Here is a 14,735-nt window from a genome sequence, read left to right on the forward strand (position 1 = left end):
TCAAATCGCGCTCAGGGCGTGGTCCAGGGTGTCGACAAACAGGTCGGCATGATCGCGGCCGAACACCAGCGGCGGCCGTAGCTTCAGAATGTTGTCGCCGGCGCCGATCTTGCTGATCAACACGCCGTTCTCGCGCATGTCGTTGACCACCTTGCGCGCCTCCAGGCCGGCCGGCTCCTTGCTGGCGTGGTCGCGCACCAGTTCCATGGCAAAGAACAGGCCCTTGCCGCGCACGTCGCCGATGATCGAGTGCCTGGCGGCCAGCGCTTGCAGGCGTTGTTGCACGTAAGCCCCGACGTCTTGCGCGTTTTTCAGCAGTTGCTGTTGCTCGATCACGTCCAGCACCGCCATGCCGACCGCCGCCGCCACGGGCGAGCCACCGAAGGTGTTGAAGTACATCGCATGGCGACCGAAGGATTCGACCAGGGCCTTGTGGGTGATCAGCCCGGCCAGTGGATAGCCGTTGCCCATGGGTTTGCCGAGGGTGACGATGTCCGGCACCACGCCGTGGGCCTGATGACCCCACAGGTGGTCACCGGTACGGCCGAAGCCGGACTGCACTTCGTCGGCGATGAACAGACCGCCGGCAGCGCGGATCAGCGCGGCGGCCTTGTTGACGAAGCTGGCCGGCACCCGTGGCAGGCCTTCGTTAGCGAACAGGGTGTCGATCAGCAGCGCGGCCGGGCGAATGCCCTGGGTCTGCATCGAGGCAATCGCGGCGGCGATGTTGGCCGCGTATTGCTCGGCCAGTTGCGCCTCGGTGGTGCCGGCCGGTGCCCGGTAAAGGCACGGAATCGGTACGGCGCGGGCATGGGCGGCGAAGGGTTCCGGCGAGGGCAGGGCGGTGGTGACTTGCGCCAGCGACGCCGAGTTGCCGTGGTAGTTGTAGTCACTGACGATGATGCCGGTGCCGCCACTGGCAAAGCGCGCCAGTCGCAGCGCCAGCTCATTGGCCTCGCTGCCGGTGCAGGTGAACATCGCGGTGTCCAGTGGCTCGCCGAAGGTTGCGGTCAGGCGTTCGGCGTAGCGCACCACTTGCTCGTCGAGGTAGCGGGTATGGATGTTCAGCGTGGTGGCCTGGCGGTGCATGGCCTCGGTCACGTGAGGGTTGCAGTGACCGACACAGGGCACGTTGTTGTAGACGTCGAGGTAGCGACGACCGTCGACGTCGAACAGCCAGACACCTTCGCCACGCACCAGGTGCAAGGGTTTGTCGTAGAACAGCGGTGAGGCGCTGCCCAGTACGCGATGGCGGCGTTGCAGCAGAGTGTCTTCAGGCATGGTCCGGAACCTCGAGGGCGGTGGTGCGACGGTTGCGCACCAGGTAGTTGAAAATGCACAGGCTGAAGGTCACGGCGAGGGCGATCAGCATCAGCAGGTCGAGCTGGAAGCAGGCGGCGATCACCACCAGCGTCAGGGCCAGGCCCAGCCAGGCAACCAGTTTGCCGCCGGGCAAGGTGAAGGGCCGTGGCAGGTCAGGCTGGCGGGTCTTGATGCGCAGGTACGCGGCGAAGATGAACAGGTAGCCAACGTTGAGCAGCAACACGACCGCGAGCATCACCGTGGCCGGGTCCACTTCGGACAGCGGCAGGCCGATGGCGCCGATCAGCAACAGCGCCGGCCAGGGCGTACCGCGTTTGCCGGTCTTGCCCAGCCATTGCGGGAACAGGCCGTCGCGGGCCATGGCGAACAACTGCCGGGACGCGGCGTACACCAGTGAAAAGAAGGTAGCGATCAGGCCGAACACCGCGCCGCAGCCAATCACCTTGGCCAGCCACGAACCGTCACCGAAGGCGCTGTTGCCGGACATCGCGGCGTACAGCGGATCACCTGCCGAACCGACCAGCTCGACGCCACCGGCACCGGGTGCGCAAACCAGCACCACCAGCGCCGTCACCAGCAAGGTGCTGATCGCCGCCAGAATGCCCCGCGGCATGGTACGACCGGGGTTGTGCGCTTCTTCGGCTGCCGAACCGGTTTGCTCGACCGTGATGAACAACCAGATCGCGAAGGGTACGCAGGCGAAGATGCCGCCGAGGCTGACCGGGGTGACGACGTTGGCGGGCAGTTTCAGCAAGTTGGCCAGTTCGACATGGGGCGCCATGGCCACGCCAAAGGTGAGCAGGGCGACCACGGCGATGATGCCGGCGATGAAGGTCAGGCCCATGGCCTCACCGACGCCGCGCATGTGGATGCCGATGATCACCGCGAACAGGGCGGTCTTCACCGGCCAGCCACCGAGACCGAAAATCGATTCGGTGTAGGCGCAAATGAACGTCGCTGCCGCACCGGTGCCGATGGTCAGCGCCAAGGCGCAGGCGACACCGACCAGATAGCCCACGAACGGCCCGAAGGCACTTTGCGCATACACGAATACGCCGCCAGCGCTGGGCAACGCCGTGGACAGTTCCGCCACGCACAAGGCCAGGCCGCCACAGAGCAGGGCCATCAACAACGTGGCGATCAGCATGTTCAGCCAGCCACCGGCCACCAGCCCGAAGTTCCAGCCGGAAAACTGCCCGGCCACCACCAACGCAATTCCGAGGCCGGCAATCTTTGGCCAGCCCAGCGCACTTTTCTTGAGCACAGAAATCTCCCGCGACCCGAAGGCCGATTTATTGTTTTAGTGAGATGTGGAGGGGTTCAGCGTTGCATTGCAGGGCACGTTGGAGCGGATTGCCCCAGAGGTCGGCTTCGATACTACGCCGGGGGTGCGGCGCGGCAGGTGTGCGTGTGTGCCATGTGGTTGGTTGTGGGTGCCAGATGTGGGCCTGCTCGCGAAGGCGGGGTGTCAGGCGACGGTGATGTTGGCTGTGCCGGCCTCTTCGCGGGCAAGCCCGCTCCTACAGGGATCTCTGGTAAACACAAGATTTGTGCATGGCAGAGATCCAGATGTGGGAGCGGGCTTGCTCGCGAAGGCGGGGTGTCAGGCGACGGTGATGTTGGCTGTGCTGGCCTCATCGCGAGCAGGCTCGCTCCCACAGGGGATCTGTGGTGCACCTGGAAATTGTGTGCGGCAGAAAATCCAAATGTGGGAGCGGGCTTGCCCGCGAAAGCGGTGTGTCAGTCAATATTGATGTTGGAAGTGCTGGCCTCTTCGCGGGCAAGCCCGCTCCCACAGGGATCTCCGGTTAACACAAGATTTGTGTATGGCAGAAATCCAAATGTGGGAGCGGGCTTGCTCGCGAAGGCGGTGTGTCAGTCAATATTGATGTTGGAAGTGCCGGCCTCTTCGCGGGCAAGCCCGCTCCCACAGGGTTCTGCGGTGAGCGCAAAATTTGCGTACACCACAAATCACTGTGGGAGCGGGCTTGCCCGCGATGGCTGCGTATCAGGCAACCCAAACCTCAGATCCGAAAACTCCCCACCAACTGATTCAACCGCCCGGCCTGCTGCTCCAGCTCGGTACAAGCGCGCAACGTCGATTGCAAATTCTCCACCCCTTGCTGGTTCAGGCTGTTGATCCGGGTGATGTCGACATTCAAGGCCTCGACCACCGCCGTCTGTTCTTCCGTGGCGGCGGCGACGGACTGGTTGACGTTGTCGATCTCGCCGATGCGCTGGGTCACGCTACCGAGGCGGGAGCCGGCGAGGTTGGCGATGGTGACGCTTTCTTCGCTGTGGCGCTGGCTCTCGGTCATGGTGGTGACCGATTCGCGTGCGCCCACTTGCAGCTCTTCGATCATCTGCTGGATCTCCAGCGCCGAGGCCTGGGTGCGTCCGGCCAGGCTGCGCACTTCGTCCGCCACTACCGCGAAACCACGGCCCGCTTCACCGGCCCGCGCTGCTTCAATGGCCGCGTTGAGCGCCAGCAGGTTGGTCTGCTGGGAGATGCCCTTGATCACTTCGAGGATCTGCCCGATGTTCACGGTCTTGTCGTTGAGCACTTCGATGTTGGCGCACGAGGCACTGATCTTGCCCGACAGTTCGTTCATCACCTCTATCGTGCGCTGCACCACCTGGCGTCCGTCCTCGGCCTGTTGCCGGGCGCTGGACGCCTGATGCGAGGCATCGCTGGCGTTGTGGGCGATCTCCTGGGCGGCCGCGCCCAACTGGTTGATCGCCGCCGCCACGCTGCTGGTGCGGGTGGATTGATCGTCGAAATTGCTCAGCGAAGCGTTCGATGCATTCAGCACGCGCCGCGCCCCTTCATTGACACCGAGGGCTGCCGAGGATACCTCGCGCATCGACTGGTGGATGCGTTCGACAAACCGGTTGAAGGCGATCGCCAGTTGACCGATTTCATCCCGCGATTGCACCTGCAGGCGCCGGGTCAGGTCGCCTTCGCCGAGGGAGATATCCTCCATCACGCGGGTCAGCACTTGCAGTGGCCGGGTAATGCGCCGCGCCGTGTACCCGATCAACAGCAGGCCGAGCAGGGCCGAACCACCACCGAGGAGCAACTCCAGCGCGGTGCTTTGCACGCCTTGGGCGTCGAGTTCCTTTTGCAAGGTGGTCACCGGTGCCAGCAAAACCTCTTGCGGCACGCCGACCAGCACGCCCCACGGTGCGGCGCCGGCAATCGGAGACAGCGGCTCAAGCACCTCGATCTGCCGGGCATCGACAAACACTTTGGGTTTGCCCTGGTGCAAGGCGTCCATCACCTCGGCGCTGTCCATCGGTTGGCCGAGACGGCTGGCATCCTGGCTGTTGGCGGAGATCACCCCGCGCGGGCTGACGATGCTGATCTGACCGTTGCCCTCGAACAACTCACGGGCGCTGGCCTGGCTGTTCTGTTGCAGGGCGGCGAGGTTGATGTCGAGCCCGACCACGGCGATCACCTTGCCGTTTTCCAGCAACGGGAAGGCCACGCTGGTCACCAGTTTGCGGCTGCCGGACGCCTCGTCGAAATAGGGCTCGAGCACACAGGCCTGACGGGTGTCGCGGGCGCAGGTATAAAAGGCGTTGTAGGGTGCGCCGCTGGGCCCCGGCTCGGTGTTGGCGAGCAGGCCTTCGTCGCCGATCACCGCTTGCAGTTCGCCGGGTTTGCTCTGCACCCAATACAGGGCGAAGCGCCCGGTTTCGTTGCTGCCAATGTCCGCCTGGTGGGCGAAAGCGGCGTCGTCGCCGTCGAGTCCACCGGGTTCGAAAATGACATAAAGCCCGAGCAGGTCGGGCTTGTCGATCAGGGCCTGGTGAAGCTGGGTGCTCAGCTCCCGGCGCAGTTGCTGGCGGGTCAGGCTGCCCTGTTGTTGCAGCTGTCGCAGGTACAACAGGTAGCGCGATAACCCCTGGCCATATTCGTGGGTCTGCATGAAGGTGCGTTGCACTTGCATGGCCTGCACTTTGCCCAGGGCCTGCATGTGTTCCCTGGCCGCATTGGCGAGCATGTCACCGCTGGCTTGCGCCACCTGCTGGCTGCTCTTGTGGGTCTGATAGAGCGACAACCCCATCAACAAGCCGACGACCAGCAGCAGGCAGAGCCCGGCGAGGAGGGCGATCTTGCTTTGGATCGTCAGGAGTTTCTTGTGCATTGGAAATACCTTTTTCCACGTGGGCAATGACGCCGCCATTGCCCACGACCGAGGTTAGAAACCGGTGACGAACAGCAGTTGGGCGTAGACGTTCCGGTCGTTGTTGCCCAGTTGCGTGCCGCCGTTTTCGGCGCTCTTGTCCGGCTGGAAGATGCCCACCAGCGGCATCACGGTCAGGTGGTCGTTGACGTGCCATTCGGCATACAGGTCGACTTCGTGGCCGTCGGTATTGCCCAGGCTGCGGTCGATGGTGTCGAAGTTGAAGTACAGCGCGCCCAGGTTCAGGTTTTCCAGCGGCGAGACTTTCAGCCCGACGTTCTGAATCCGCGAGTTGCTGTTGAATGGCCCGGCGTAGTTGCCCGCCACTTCACCCTGGAACCAGGTGCCATAACCACGGCTCATGCCGTAGAACAAAGTGTCGTAGCCTTCCGAGAAACGGCTGTAGCGGTAGCTGACGTTCGGGGTCCAGGTCGCGTCGGAGAAGGTCCAGCCCGCTTCCAGGTACCAGGCGTCTTCGGTGGCGGCGTGGGGTTTGTCCTGCTTGGCGTATTCGCCGGACAAAAACAGGTCCTTCACTCCGGCATTGCCCGCTGCGCGCACGCTGTAGGTCTTCATGCCGTCGCGTTCGAGCTGGATCGGCGAGGCGTACTGCTCGTCGATGTCGGTGGTCTTGATGTAGGTCAGGCCCACCGTGCCGGCCTCGGCCACGTGCTCCAGGGTGCCGACGTACATTTCGGTCTTGGCCTGGGCGCGGTTGTCGGACTTGAGCCACATTAGGTCGCTGCGCCAGCCTTCCTTGCCGCCCAGACGCAATACGGCGGTTTCGTCGAAGGCTTTGCGAGCGGCCAGGTAGTAGGCGCCGCCACGGTTGAACTCGCCGTCAGCCAGGCCCTTGCCCATGTTCAGGGCGTCGCCGTCGATCAGGAAGCCATCGCCGACCACGATGTTCTGGCGGCCGAAGGACAGGTCGACGCCGTCACTGCCCAAGGCGCTGAACAGATCGGCCGAACGCCAGCCGAGGTAGGCGTCTTCGAACTTGGTGGTGCGTTCTGAGCCATCGCTGAAACCGGCGGCATCGCCGTCGCCCCAGGTGCCGGAGCTGAGCAGGTTGCCCGCGCCGTAAGCCGTGCCCGCACCGCCCAGGCCCTTGTCGAAACTCAAACCGTATTTGATGTAGCCCTCGCGCCACGACGAGGAACCTTCGTCGAGGCGGCCGGACAGGGCGTAGTTTTCCTGGCTGTGGAAAATGCCGAACGCGGCTTCGAGGGTGGCGTTCAGATGGCTGTCATCATCGGCGTACAGCTCATAGGCATTGGCCTGGCCGGCGCTGATCATCAGCGCGAGCGTCGAGAGACGAAGCAAGGGGGACTTGAGCATGGTGTGGCATCCGTTCTTGTTCTTGAGCGCAGGTTTGCGGTCTGCCCGGATACTAAGTCGCGGCTTTCGTTCGACCTTTTCCCTGTTTGCCAATTAGTTGGTTGTGCATGCCAGATTGTCCGGTTTGGCAGCCCCGCCAACATAACTGGCACGCAGGGCAAAACCTGCCGGCCGGCGACCACCGACAATCCCCACCAAGCTGCCGAAGCACCCTGGCCTCGGCATTTTTTGGTGTTGGCGTTCGCCTGCCGGCGAGCGCGTGGATTTTCAAGGGCGTTTTCCTATGTTCACTTCGCTGCGTTTGCCCCTCATCGGCTTGCTGTCCTTCACCCTGGTTCAGGCGGTGTCTGCCGCCGAGTGCGCCACGGATACCCAGCGTGGTGCCGCAGTGTTTGCCACTGAGTGCAGCGTCTGCCACGCGGTGACCCAGGGTACGACCGGGATGATGGGGCCGAATCTTTTCGGCGTGTACGGGCGCAAGTCCGGCTCGCTGCCGGGCTTCAGCTACTCCCAGGCCATGCGCGACAAAGACGTCAGCTGGCAAGCCGAGAACATCACGCAATTGATCACCCAGCCCCAGGCCTACGTGCCGGGCACCTACATGCCGTACATGGGCCTGGCGTCCGCCGACGACCGTCGTGCGGTCGCGTGCTTCCTCAAAGAACAACACTGATCAGTCGAATTTGCGCCTGACAACCACCAACCCCTGTAGGAGCTGGCTTGCCAGCGAAGACGGCCTTGAGTCGGCTCCTGCACCTGAATGAAAGGTGAATTATGAGCAACGTTGAAATCCTGCCCCAGGTGGCTGCATTCCTCGAACGTCGTCACGGCTGCTTCATTGACGGCCAGTGGGTGTTTGCCGAGGGCGACAGCATCGCCGTGGTCAACCCGGCCACCGGGCAAACCCTGTGCGAAACCCTGGATGCGCCGCTGGAGATCGTCGAGCGCGCCGTACAGTCGTCGCACAAGGCGTTCAAATCCGGCGTGTGGTCAAGCCTGCGCCCGGCCGACCGTGAGCGCATCCTGCTGAACTTCACCCGCCTGGTCGAAGAACACGCCGAAGAACTGGCCCAGCTGGAAACCCTGAGCCAGGGCAAGTCGATCAACATGGCCCGCGCGCTGGACCTGAACGCCACCGTGGAATTCATGCGCTACATGTCCGGCTGGGCGACCAAGATCGAAGGGCAGACCTTCGACGTGTCGATTCCGTTGCCACCGGGTGCCAAATTCACTGCGTTCACCAAGCGTGAGCCGGTGGGCGTGGTGGTCGGCATCGTGCCGTGGAACTTCCCCCTGCTGATCGCCGCCTGGAAGCTGATGCCCGCCCTGGCCACTGGTTGCACGGTGATCATCAAGCCGGCGATGGAAACCCCGTTGACCGCCATGCGCCTGGCCGAGCTGGCGCTGGAAGCGGGCATCCCGGCTGGCGTGTTCAACGTGGTCACCGGTGGCGGTGCCTCGGTCGGTGGTGTGCTGACCTCGCATCCACGGGTGAGCAAGGTGTCGTTCACCGGTTCCACCGCCGTGGGTAAGAGCGTCGGCGTGGCGTGCATGGAAAACATGACGCGCTTCTCCCTGGAACTGGGCGGCAAGAACCCGATGATCGTGCTCGCCGATGCCGACATCGAAAAAGCCGTGCAAGGCGCGATCCTCGGTGGCTTGCTGAACAACGGCCAGGTCTGCGCCGCGGCATCGCGCTTCTATGTGCACCGCTCGATCCACGACAAATTCGTCGAGGCCCTGGCCGCCGCCGTCTCGGCAATGCCGATTGGCGCGGGCATGAACGGCGACGCGGCGATCAACCCGCTGGTGTCGCGCAAGCAACAACAAAGCGTGCTCAAGCACATCGAACTGGCTCGACAGGAAGGTGCGCGGGTGGTCACTGGCGGTGAGTTGCTGGAGGGCGACGGCTTCTTCGTACAGCCGACCATTCTGGCGGACATCGACCACAGCATGGCCGTGGCCCGCGAAGAAGTGTTCGGCCCGGTGCTGGGCGTGATGCCGTTCGACGACGAAGACGCCGTGATCGAACTGGCCAACGACAACCGCTACGGCCTGGCCGCGAGCCTGTGGACCAACGACCTGGGCAAAGCCATGAACCTGGTGCCACGCATCGAAGCCGGTACGGTATGGGTCAATGCCCATGTGTTGCTCGACCCGGCAATGCCGTTTGGTGGCGTCAAGCAGTCGGGCATGGGCCGCGAGTTCGGTCGTGCGGTGATCGAGGCCTACACCGAGCTTAAGTCGGTGTGTATCGCGCATTGATCAACCTGTGGGAGCGACCTTGCTCGCGAAAAACGTCAGGTTAATGCGGTCTTGTAGGAGCCGGCTTGCCGGCGATGGGCTCAAGTGCGCCGCGTTTATCCAGTTCACACGCGTTATCGTTAACGACCATCGCTGGCAAGCCAGCTCCTACAGGAGACCGCGTCTGTAGGAGCCAGCCTGCTGGCGATGGACTCCAGTGCGCCGCGTTGATCCAGTTCACCCGCGTTATCGTTGACGACCATCGCTGGCAAGCCAGCTCCCACAAGAGCCGGCCGGCGATGGGCTCAAGTGCGCCGCGTTTATCCGGTTCACACGCGTTATCGTTAACGACTGATCAACCTGTAGCAGCGAGCTTGCTCGCGAAAAACGTCAAGATAATGCGGTCTGTCAGTTAGTTCGCGTTATCGTTGGCGACCATCGCGAGCAGGCTCGCTCCTACATCATGCTGCGGGTGGCGGTTTCGCCAGTTCAATGCCGGCGGCACCCAGTCGCTTGAGAATTTCAAACAGTAGCTCGCTCTTGATCGCCCCGACCGTGCGCGGGCTGCCGACGTAGCCGGTGATGGTCAAGGTGATGCCTTCCGGTTTCAACTGGCTGAAGCGCAAGAACGGCGCCGGTTTATCCAGAATGGATTCGTGCTCGGTGTAGCTGTCCATCAGCATGTTTTGCACCAGTTCCGGATCGATATCCAGCGGGAACATCAGCTCGAGTATCACCACGCCCTGGGCGCTGCCGCCGAGGGTGACGTTGCGCAGGTTCTGCGAAATCAGGTGCGAGTTGGGCACGATCATGATTGAGCGGTCGGCGAGTTGTATTTCCGTGGCCCGCACGTTGATCCGTCGTATGTCGCCTTCGACGCCACTGATGCTGATCAGGTCGCCGACCTTTACCGGGCGCTCGGTCAGCAGGATCAGGCCGGAGATGAAATTCTTCACGATCTCTTGCAGGCCGAAGCCGATGCCCACTGACAGGGCGCTGACGATCCAGGCCAGGTTGGTCCACTTGATCCCCAGCGACGACAGCGTGAGCAGCACGATCGACGCGTATCCGATGTTGGCGAACAGGGTGCTCAGCGAGGCGCACATGCCGGGGTCCATCTCGGTTTTCGGCAGGAACTCGCCGTCCAGCCAGCGGCGTAGCGTGCGAATCAGGTAGACACCGATCAACAGTGTCAGGAAGGCACGCATCAAGTTGTCCGGGACGATGTTCAGCTTGCGCAGCCCTTCGCCGCCGAGAATGGCCGCGGTGCTGGTGACCAGTTGCCCGAATGTCGTACCAATGCCGCCGACAAACAACGCAATGACGCCGACCAGCATCAGGATGGCGCGGCCCGCTCCTGAAAACACGGTGCATATCTGCTCCAGGCGTGGATTACCGATGCCCAGCAGCTGTTTGATCGCCTTGCCGGCTGGTTGCCTGGGTGAAAAAACCGATTCGCAGGTGTCCTGGTACACCTGCGTGAGCAGGTAGAACGCGGCGAAGACGATGAAAATCCACACCATTTCATAGGTGATGAACCGGGCCATCGTCACGTAGCCGATCGCCAGGGCGATCAGGGACACCACCACGGCAACGCCGGCAAGCGCATAAATCAGGCCGGCGGACGTGGTGACGCCTTCGGGAGTCTCTCCGGCAACGATCAGCGCCCGGCGGGTCTTGCTGACGCGCAACAGCAGCGCGCCGATCACCAGTGCCACGACCAGCGCCACGATTCCCCGGCCGAACAACACCACTTCGGCGCTCATGCCGGTGACGTTGCTCATCTGCACCAGTGTGACCAGCACCAGCAGCAGGCTTGCCAGCCGCCTGGGGTAGGGCTCTATCGCCAGCGCCACCGGATCGGCGATATCGGGCAGGCGCCATGAAGGATGTTTGGTCGACAGCAACGCGCGGCTCAACCCGGTGATCATCACGCAGGTATAGGCCAGCTTTTCCAGGTATTGCGCTAGGTCGGCCAGCAGCGGCGTGTAGGGCAGTTGCCGGGTCGCGGCAAAGTGCAGCAATTGCAGGGCGATGCCGGCGCTCAGCACCGTCGCCAGTACCGAGGCCAATGCCAGGGAGCTGCGCCGTAACCGGCCTTCGGGCATTCGATGAATGCACAGCCACGCCAGACCCCGACCGGCGAGTTTTCGCCCCAGGGTCCAGATGACCAGGGCCAGAGCCAGCAGGGAGGCCGTGATTGCGCGTTGACCGGGTTGCCAGGCCGCCTGGTGCGTGACCTTGAGTTGCTGGACGAGGGCGCTGAAACGTTGGCGGTCATCGAGCGGAAGATCGAACAATGGCGACCAGAACCTCGGGTTCAGGATGCTGTTGGTCTGCTGGGTCACCTCCGCCTCCAGCAGGCTGCGGCGAATACTGGCAATCTGGGTGATCAGCTCGGCGGCACTGACTTTCAGCGCAGCCAGGGTTTTGAGCTGGTTGTCGATCCTGTCTTTTTGCTCGCCGAGTGTGTCTCGTTGGGTGGTAATGGCAGACGTCACCTGGGCGTTCTCGTCGAGCGGCACTGGCCCCAGCACATTGAGTTGCGCCTGCAACTGCGCCTGTCCCGGCAGCAGCGATGTGGAGAGGCGTTCAATATTCTGAATCAGTGCCAGCACCAGGTCCTGCGAGCTTTCCAGCTGGGTGTAGGTGCTGGCCTGGGAAACCTGCTGCTTGAGGCTGTTCAGCTGGCTTTGCAACCCCAGCAATTCGCTGTCGGAGAGGCTGATGACCGGGGCGGTGGGGGCCGGAGCAAGGGTGTCGGCCATGGTCGCCGCCGACAGCCATCCCGGGGTCGCCACCAGCAGTGCGAAGGCGACGTAAATCATTGACTTCCATACATTGAACATCGGCGTGCTCGACGGGTTGTTAGTCACTTAGCCAATGAGGTTAGGTCATGACACGCAGCCTTGAGCGATGTTTTGTCGAAAGTGTCCGGCCGTTTTTCGCCCGGGCGCTACTCATGCTGTTGCCGCGCCGGGAAAAACAGTTCGAAGCAGGTGATGCCGTCGGCACTGCTGACATGGCAGGCGCCGTTGTGCAGTTGCATGATCGTCGCCACGATCGACAGGCCCAGGCCATTGGACTGGGCCGAGCGTTCGCGGGATTCATCGACCCGGTAGAAGCGTTCGAACAGCCGTGGCAGATGCTGCGCCGGGATGGTCTGGCCGTGGTTGCGCACTTGCACCTGGATGCCGTCGGCGGTCGGGTTGGCGTGAATGCACAGCTCGGAATGCGGCGCGCCGTACTTGATGGCGTTGGCGCACAGGTTGGCCAGGGCACGACGCAGCAACATGGGCTCGGCCCAGATCAAGCCGCTGCCGTGGGCATTGATGCAGATGCCAACGTCGGTCGCCGGGCCTTCGAAATAGTCGGCCATGCGTTGCATTTCGTCGGCGGCATCCAGTTCCTGACGCTGGCGCAAGGCGCTGCGCGGATCGGTGCGGGCCAGGAACAGCATGTTGTCGAGCATGCGCGCCAGGCGCTCGAGCTCTTCGACATTGGAGGCCAGCAACTGCTGATAGGCGTCGGTGCTGCGGTTCTGCTGCAAGGCCACCTGGGTTTCGCCGAGCAGGTTGTTGATCGGCGTGCGCAGTTCGTGGGCCATGTCGGTCGATACCTGACCCAATTGCACAAAGCCTTTGTCCAGGCGGTCGAGCATGGCGTTGAAGGCGTCGATCATCGGCAGCAGTTCCAGCGGCGCGCCCTGGCTGTCGAGGCGCTCGTTGAGGTTGCCGACGTCGATGCTCTGGGTGTGGCGGGCCAGGCGCCGCACCGGCAACAGGCCGCGATGCACCAGCACATAACCGGACAACGCCAGCAGAATCGCGGCCACGGTGGCGAACAGGTAGACGTTGAGCCGGTAATCGGCGAGCACGGCGGTGCGTTCGGTCATCAGGCGCCCGGTCACCACTTGCAGGCTGCCCAGGTCGCCGGAGTCGATGGTCGCCGCCAGGGCGGAAAACGGCACGCCGTTGACGTTGGGCAAATGCTGCACGTCGTCCAGGGTCAGTCGATGGTCCATCGCCACCGGGGTCAGCACCGGCATTGTCAGGTTGCCCGGGTTGACCACCAGCAACGGCGGTTGCCCCGGGGTGCCGATGGTCAACAAGGCCTCGCGGTTGCCCATCATGTTCTGGAACAGCGCGGGTTTGGCCTTGATCAGGTCCAGGGTGTTGCTGTCGTTGAGGAAGGTGCGCAACTGGTCGATGCGTGTGATCAGGGCAATATCGTCGCGATGGATCAACTCGCGTTCCAGGTCGCGGTACAGCGCGACACCGAGCAGCGCCAGCGAGACAAACGCCAGCAGGGCGAACACCAGCGCCAGGCGCAGCGTCAGGGAGTGGCTGAGACGGGAGGCGGATCGCAGCGGCGTCATGGCATTCATGGGGGCATTCAAGGTTGAGTGTCGAAGCGATAGCCGATGCCGCGCACGCTGTGGATCAGCTTGAGCTGGAACGGGTCGTCGATTTTCAGGCGCAGGCGGCGCACCGCGACATCGACGACATTGGTGTCGCTGTCGAAATTCATGTCCCAGACCCGCGAGGCGATCATCGAGCGTGACAGCACTTCGCCCTGATGCGTGGCGAACAGGTGCAGCAGGGCAAACTCCTTGTTGGTCAGGGTGATGCGGTTGCCGGCGCGGCTGACGCGACGCTTGAGCACGTCGATCTGCAGGTCGTCGACGTGCAGGTGTTCGTCTTCCCGGGTAGGGCCGCGGCGGGTCAGGGTGCGCAGGCGCGCCACCAGTTCGGCGAAGGAAAAGGGTTTGATCAGGTAATCGTCGGCGCCCAGTTCGAGGCCTTTGATGCGGTCGGCGATGTCATCCCGGGCGGTGAGGAACAGCACCGGTGTGTCGGCTTCCTTGCGCAGGCGGCGCAGGACTTCCCAGCCATCCATCTTCGGCATCATGACGTCCAGCACGATCACATCGAAGTCGTGTTCCAGGGCCAGGTGCAGGCCATCGACGCCGTCGCGCGCCAGGTTCACGGTGTATCCGAGTTCCTGCAGGCCGTTGAGCAGGTAATTGCCGGCCTTGGGTTCGTCTTCGACTACGAGGATGTTCATGGAAAACCTGCCTGGTTCGGTCGGGCTACGGGGGCGCATCAGTGGCGCAAGTGTAGCCCGATCGGCGGTGGTGGCAGGCATCGGGTCAGTTCTCGCCAAGGCAGTTCACCCCCTGAACCTGATAGTCCAGTTGATGCTCGCGGCCCTGGTGGTCGAGGTAGTTGAACTGCGCGGGCACGACGCCGCACTTGCCGTTGAGGTCGGTCATGGACAGCACTTTGGCCACTTCCACCGGGACATAGAAGCCGTCCTGGTCGTGGATGATTGGCGAGGTGGATTGGGTGGCGGCGAACGCCGAGCCGGTGGCGAGCAGGGCGGCAAAACCCGCGATTAACAGTTTCATCACAAGTCTCTCTTTTCAGGGTTGAGGGGGGGCTGCCGGTGATTTGCCTGACAGTGAGTTCAGGCTAACGGTGTGATCCGGACAGCTGACCAACAACTCGATTACAAAGTTGTAATGAATGGATGGCCGGAGCACCCAGGTCCCTGTGGGAGCGGGCTTGCTCGCGAAGGCGGTGTGTCAGCCAGCATCAATGTTGGATGTGATGGCCTCTTCGCGAGCAAGCCCGCTCC

10 protein-coding genes and 2 pseudogenes are annotated in these 14,735 nt (G+C 63.0%); 2 read left to right on the forward strand and 10 right to left on the reverse strand.

Annotated features, from left to right (window positions below; genetic code table 11):
- The 5 genes and pseudogenes from AB7M25_RS12220 to AB7M25_RS12240 all read right to left on the reverse strand — a co-directional run bounded on the left by AB7M25_RS12220 (position 1) and on the right by AB7M25_RS12240 (position 6,851).
- Positions 1–1,281 carry an aspartate aminotransferase family protein gene (locus AB7M25_RS12220; protein ID WP_454237358.1) on the reverse strand — a complete coding sequence of 427 codons (1,281 nt, stop codon included), beginning with the start codon at positions 1,279–1,281 and terminating at the stop codon, positions 1–3.
- Positions 1,274–2,587 carry an amino acid permease gene (locus tag AB7M25_RS12225; protein ID WP_454237359.1) on the reverse strand — a complete coding sequence of 438 codons (1,314 nt, stop codon included), beginning with the start codon at positions 2,585–2,587 and terminating at the stop codon, positions 1,274–1,276. Before AB7M25_RS12225 ends, AB7M25_RS12220 begins: the two co-directional genes overlap by 8 nt.
- A 760-nt stretch (positions 2,588–3,347) precedes the next feature.
- Positions 3,348–4,373, reverse strand: a pseudogene (locus tag AB7M25_RS12230) (methyl-accepting chemotaxis protein); the annotation flags it as partial.
- Between the two features lie 372 nt (positions 4,374–4,745).
- Positions 4,746–5,513 (reverse strand): annotated as a pseudogene (locus tag AB7M25_RS12235) (cache domain-containing protein); the annotation flags it as partial.
- A 15-nt stretch (positions 5,514–5,528) separates the two neighbouring features.
- Positions 5,529–6,851 (reverse strand): hypothetical protein, encoded by a 1,323-nt coding sequence (locus tag AB7M25_RS12240; protein ID WP_454237360.1) that lies wholly within the window; start codon positions 6,849–6,851, stop codon positions 5,529–5,531.
- A gap of 283 nt (positions 6,852–7,134) precedes the next feature.
- On the opposite strand from AB7M25_RS12240, the gene AB7M25_RS12245 reads away from it, so the two are divergent.
- Positions 7,135–7,524, forward strand: a complete 390-nt coding sequence (locus AB7M25_RS12245) for a c-type cytochrome (protein WP_429384845.1) — start codon at positions 7,135–7,137, stop codon at positions 7,522–7,524.
- A gap of 101 nt (positions 7,525–7,625) precedes the next feature.
- The gene (locus AB7M25_RS12250; RefSeq protein WP_429384842.1) at positions 7,626–9,116 is read left to right on the forward strand and encodes an aldehyde dehydrogenase family protein; all 1,491 of its coding nucleotides are present in this window, start codon (positions 7,626–7,628) and stop codon (positions 9,114–9,116) included.
- A 119-nt stretch (positions 9,117–9,235) separates the two neighbouring features.
- On the opposite strand, the gene AB7M25_RS12255 is transcribed toward AB7M25_RS12250, so the two are convergent.
- The 5 genes from AB7M25_RS12255 to AB7M25_RS12275 all read right to left on the reverse strand — a co-directional run bounded on the left by AB7M25_RS12255 (position 9,236) and on the right by AB7M25_RS12275 (position 14,505).
- Positions 9,236–9,358: a hypothetical protein gene (locus AB7M25_RS12255; RefSeq protein WP_454237361.1), complete on the reverse strand. Its 123-nt coding sequence runs from the start codon at positions 9,356–9,358 to the stop codon at positions 9,236–9,238.
- Between the two features lie 198 nt (positions 9,359–9,556).
- On the reverse strand, positions 9,557–11,944 hold the full coding sequence (locus AB7M25_RS12260) for a DUF3772 domain-containing protein (RefSeq protein WP_429518780.1): 2,388 nt from the start codon (positions 11,942–11,944) through the stop codon (positions 9,557–9,559).
- 107 nt (positions 11,945–12,051) lie between these two features.
- Positions 12,052–13,482, reverse strand: coding sequence for a heavy metal sensor histidine kinase (locus AB7M25_RS12265; RefSeq protein ID WP_454237362.1), 1,431 nt, complete (start codon positions 13,480–13,482; stop codon positions 12,052–12,054).
- Positions 13,483–13,490: 8 nt separating this feature from the next.
- Positions 13,491–14,162: a heavy metal response regulator transcription factor gene (locus AB7M25_RS12270; protein WP_007979096.1), complete on the reverse strand. Its 672-nt coding sequence runs from the start codon at positions 14,160–14,162 to the stop codon at positions 13,491–13,493.
- A gap of 85 nt (positions 14,163–14,247) precedes the next feature.
- Positions 14,248–14,505: a DUF2790 domain-containing protein gene (locus tag AB7M25_RS12275; protein WP_429384835.1), complete on the reverse strand. Its 258-nt coding sequence runs from the start codon at positions 14,503–14,505 to the stop codon at positions 14,248–14,250.
- Positions 14,506–14,735 lie beyond the last annotated feature (230 nt).

The organism is Pseudomonas sp. AP3_22 TE3818, from assembly GCF_053628995.1.

Excerpts from the sequence above, each read along its gene's own strand:
- AB7M25_RS12265 (WP_454237362.1), bottom strand. The coding sequence starts at position 13,482 with ATGAATGCCATGACGCCGCTGCGATCCGCCTCCCGTCTCAGCCACTCC.
- AB7M25_RS12275 (WP_429384835.1), bottom strand. The coding sequence starts at position 14,505 with ATGAAACTGTTAATCGCGGGTTTTGCCGCCCTGCTCGCCACCGGCTCG.
- AB7M25_RS12245 (WP_429384845.1), top strand. The coding sequence starts at position 7,135 with ATGTTCACTTCGCTGCGTTTGCCCCTCATCGGCTTGCTGTCCTTCACC.
- AB7M25_RS12270 (WP_007979096.1), bottom strand. The coding sequence starts at position 14,162 with ATGAACATCCTCGTAGTCGAAGACGAACCCAAGGCCGGCAATTACCTG.
- AB7M25_RS12250 (WP_429384842.1), top strand. The coding sequence starts at position 7,626 with ATGAGCAACGTTGAAATCCTGCCCCAGGTGGCTGCATTCCTCGAACGT.
- AB7M25_RS12255 (WP_454237361.1), bottom strand. The coding sequence starts at position 9,358 with ATGGTCGTCAACGATAACGCGGGTGAACTGGATCAACGCGGCGCACTG.
- AB7M25_RS12240 (WP_454237360.1), bottom strand. The coding sequence starts at position 6,851 with ATGCTCAAGTCCCCCTTGCTTCGTCTCTCGACGCTCGCGCTGATGATC.
- AB7M25_RS12220 (WP_454237358.1), bottom strand. The coding sequence starts at position 1,281 with ATGCCTGAAGACACTCTGCTGCAACGCCGCCATCGCGTACTGGGCAGC.
- AB7M25_RS12260 (WP_429518780.1), bottom strand. The coding sequence starts at position 11,944 with ATGTTCAATGTATGGAAGTCAATGATTTACGTCGCCTTCGCACTGCTG.